This window comes from Plesiomonas sp., from assembly GCF_051650925.1.
Lineage (GTDB): Bacteria > Pseudomonadota > Gammaproteobacteria > Enterobacterales > CAMTGL01 > Plesiomonas.
In genome coordinates this window covers 1-4,009 of sequence record NZ_JBOFRH010000306.1, presented here as the reverse complement: position 1 = coordinate 4,009, position 4,009 = coordinate 1, and the positions used below count along the sequence as shown (strand labels likewise).

4 protein-coding genes are annotated in these 4,009 nt (G+C 52.2%); all 4 read left to right on the top strand.

Translation table 11 applies throughout. The features are described 5' to 3' along the window. Positions 1-1,234 (top strand): SLC13 family permease (locus ACRC27_RS07225; RefSeq protein ID WP_438639534.1); only part of this gene is annotated, 1,234 nt, incomplete at its 5' end. A 99-nt stretch (positions 1,235-1,333) separates the two neighbouring features. Then, positions 1,334-2,455 (top strand): FUSC family protein, encoded by a 1,122-nt coding sequence (locus ACRC27_RS07220; RefSeq protein ID WP_438623849.1) that lies wholly within the window; start codon positions 1,334-1,336, stop codon positions 2,453-2,455. 219 nt (positions 2,456-2,674) lie between these two features. Beyond that, entirely contained in the window at positions 2,675-3,349 is a 675-nt protein-coding gene (locus tag ACRC27_RS07215) for an OmpA family protein (RefSeq protein ID WP_438639533.1), read from the top strand. Between the two features lie 267 nt (positions 3,350-3,616). Then, positions 3,617-4,009 (top strand): hypothetical protein (locus tag ACRC27_RS07210; RefSeq protein ID WP_438639532.1); only part of this gene is annotated, 393 nt, incomplete at its 3' end.

Sequence of the window (4,009 nt, the reverse complement as noted above, 5' to 3'; positions counted from 1 at the left end):
GGTATTTATCGGTGTGTTGTGGCTGACTGAGGCGCTGCATGTCACGCTGACGGCGTTGCTGGTGCCGATAGTGGCGGTTGGCTTAGGGCTGTTGGAAGCGCCCAAAGCGCTGTCAATGTTTGCCGATCCGATTATTTTTCTGTTCTTTGGCGGCTTTGCGTTGGCCACCGCGTTGCATATTCAGGGCATTGATCGGCTGATTGCCAATCAGTTGTTGGTCGCGGCTCGCGGCCGGATGGGTGTGGCGGCAATGATGCTGTTTGGCGTGTCGGCGTTACTGTCAATGTGGATCAGTAATACGGCAACTGCGGCGATGATGTTGCCGCTGGCAATGGGGGTATTGAGCCAGCTCGATCAGGAGCGTGAGCATAAAACCTTTGTGTTTGTGTTGTTGGGGATCGCTTACAGTTGCAGTATCGGGGGGTTGGGAACACTGGTTGGTAGCCCACCGAATGCAATCGCCGCAGCGCAGCTAGGGCTGGATTTTGCCGGTTGGATGAAGTTTGGTATTCCGGTGATGCTGGTGACTATGCCGCTGATGATCGGTCTGCTGTATCTGTTGTTAAAACCAAATCTTAAGCACACATTTTCGATCAAAACCGAACGCTTGGCTTGGACACCACACCGCATTGTCACGCTGGGCATTTTCTCACTGACAGTAGTCTGCTGGATTTTCAGCAGCCAGATCAGTGCGGCGCTGGGCGGAGTAAAGCAGTTTGACTCGCTGGTGGCGTTGAGTGCAGCAGTACTGATTGGCGCAACCGGTACGGCCAGTTGGGGGCAGATCCAGAAAAATACCGAATGGGGTGTGCTGATGCTGTTTGGCGGCGGTTTGACCCTTAGCGCGGTACTCAAAGAGTCGGGTGCTAGTGTGGTACTGGCGAACGGCATGGCGGATATTTTTGGTGCCAGCCACTGGTTTATCATTATTCTGGCCGTCGCCACCTTTATTATTTTCTTGACCGAATTCACCTCAAATACTGCCAGTGCTGCGTTGCTAGTACCGGTATTTGCCACGGTTGCTGATGCGCTCGGTATGCCGTCAGCGCTGCTGACGCTGGTGATTGGCATGGGGGCATCTTGTGCTTTTATGCTGCCGGTTGCTACGCCACCGAATGCCATCGTCTTTGGTACTGGCCATATCAAACAGAGTGAAATGGTACGTGTAGGGATCTGGCTGAACCTGATGTGTGTCGGTATTGTGACGCTGTTTGCATGGTTCGTGTGGATGTAAATCTCAACTGATTTATCGATGCGATGGGGATTGCTCTCTGCATTGTAAGGCAGAGCCTGATAAGATTTAGGCTCTGTCTTTTTTTATGGCATCACCGTTATGCGTTTGGTTGATCGTGAGTTTATTTTCCGCCACTACCGGGTTTATCACGCCTTTCGAGTGGGTCTGGCATTTCTGTTAACCCTGATTTTGCTGCACTACGCCCCGCTTGGGCACAGCCCGTGGGTACTGGTGACGTTGCTGGTGGTGATGAGCAATATCCCGTATATGGGTGGGGTCTGGCAAAAGGGCTGGCACCGCATTTTAGGCACGCTAATTGGCGCAGTTGCGGGGCTAATTGCGCTAGAGATGCAGTTGATTTCACCGTGGATAGGCTGGATCTGGATGAGTCTGGTTGCTACCGCCTGTGGCTATTATGGTGTTGGGAAACGCCCATATGTGGCGATGTTATGCGGGATCACGCTGGCGATGATTGGCTGGGGTGGCGTTGACGGAGAGAGCGAAGCCTTGTGGCGTGCGGCAGATGTGCTGATTGGTACTTTGCTGGCGATTTTGTTCAGCAGTTTGTGGCCGCAACGCGCCTCTCGCCGCTGGCAGTTGCTGCTCAGCGATAACCTCAAAGCGATGGCGCAACTGTATCAGGTGCACCGTTCTGCCGAGCAGTTGCAGGCGCTCGACAGCGAGCAGGCCATCAAAACTATCTATACCCGCCACCTTTCGATGCGCCCGCTGATGGCTCCGGCATCGCGCGAGCATTTTCTTCCTTTAGAGACACTCAATGAGATCCAAAGTCTGTTACGGCTGATGCTGAGCACGCTTGAATTGCTGGTCGGCACCCACAAATCTTACTGTGAGGCGCATATTCACTGGGAGTTGCCAAAACTCAAAGCCGAACAAATGCAGGTAGCGCGTGCCATGAATGCACAGGCCAGCCGTTTGCGTGGTTTGCGAGCCTCGCGGCCTGACAGTGGTATGTTTGAAACCTTTGTACCGCCAGATTTTATTGTAGAGCGCACCGATGATCGCCTGCCACTGAGCCCGTTTGGTTATCTGTGGTTAAACCGCGAACTGGCACGCCAGTTCACGCGCTTACAGCAGCTATTGCAAGATGCCGAGCCGCAAATCAAAAAAGGCCAACCTCAGCCATTAGTTGCTGAAAAAATCGCTGAAAAAACAGTGCAAACCGAACCGGTATCACCCTTAGAGAACCCGATAAAATAGTGCTGTTTACCGCAAGGTATTGAGTGGGGAAAATGTAACCGATTTTATTTGGTTTTATACCAAACAGAGGTTGTTCAGCGGTCAGATTCACTCGCATAATAGGCAGACGGACGATGTTTTAACCTGCCGAGCGCGGCTTGATAGCGATAATACACTTTGGCTGTAACATCTCTGGCATGTATCGAGCAGGATAAAAATAAGCACGCAATGGAGGGCACTATGCGGTATCAACTAACGCGGTATCAAGTCACACGGCATAAAGCAGCACAGCATCAAGCAACACAGCATAACGTGCCACAGCAGTGGGGCGGAAAACCGGGGCTGTTGAAAAGATGGCGATTGAGTGAGGCGATAGTGGGTACGGCATTGATCTCGATGACGGCACTGGCTGATGTACCCGTGCTCTATAGCGATACTGAATCTGCTCGGGCACCGAGTTTTTCTGTGCGGGAAGAGGTGATCGCACGTGGGTACCAGATGCCGATAGCTGGCCCTTACTCTGCGCAAGTTGTGCCACCGGAGTGCCAGTCTTACCTGCCGAGTAATCAGTACAATGTACTGGCAGTGCAACCGGTCTATTTTTCGTTTAATCGCAGCCAAATTACCGCATCTGATCAGCGAGTACTCGATTGTTTGGCGCGGGTAATGCAGCAAAGCGATCTGCGCGTTGGTCTGGTTGGTAATACCGACAGTATCGGGAGCGCAGGGTATAATCAGGCTCTCGGCTTACGCCGAGCACAGGCTACGGCTACAGCATTGACGCAGCAAAGTGCACCGGCTACCCAGCTCAGTTTTATCCGTAGTGCCGGTGAATCAGCACCGGTTGCCAGTAACAGCAGTGCCGAAGGCCGAGCTCAAAACCGCCGAGTGCAGTTTGTGCTGCAAGAGCCATAAAATGCCGTTCAACAAGAGATATCTACAAACAGAGATCAATAAGCTGGCATTGATGACCTGATCAGTAACGATGACCACTCACCGTGTATGGGCAGCCAGTATATGTGTGTTCTGTATATGATCAGTCACGGTATATTGCATGCTCAGTATCAGAGCGTGCGGCATCGTCGACGCTTCTGTGGCACTATGCGCAATAATTTCATATGCGCAATAATTTCAGAGTCTGCCAAAAGCGGGCTTTACGCTAAATTTTCAGGATGACGTAACATGACGCAAGGATGTACTCTGCGCTGGGCAAACCGCCTGCGCCGTGGCTCGGTGCTGCTTGGCATCCCGCTGTTCGGCATACTACTGTTGAGCTGTACCGTGAATGCAGCAGATGCACCGAATTCGCTAACGCAGGAGTCTGCATCAGTAATCAGTGAGCTGAGCCAGCCAGATCAGGTGAAGCCGGAATCTGCATTGTTGTCGGCAACATTGCCAAAGAGCCTATCCTCTTTACCTACTGAAATCGAAAAACTACCAATACCGAGCTTCTCACTGTGGCAAATAGCCCCGACACGTTCTGAAGCGCCTCCTGCCGTCAATCATGCTCAGATTATGGCTGTTCCGGCACAAACCGGCACGATTGACGAACAGCAGCAATTTCCGGCATGGAAT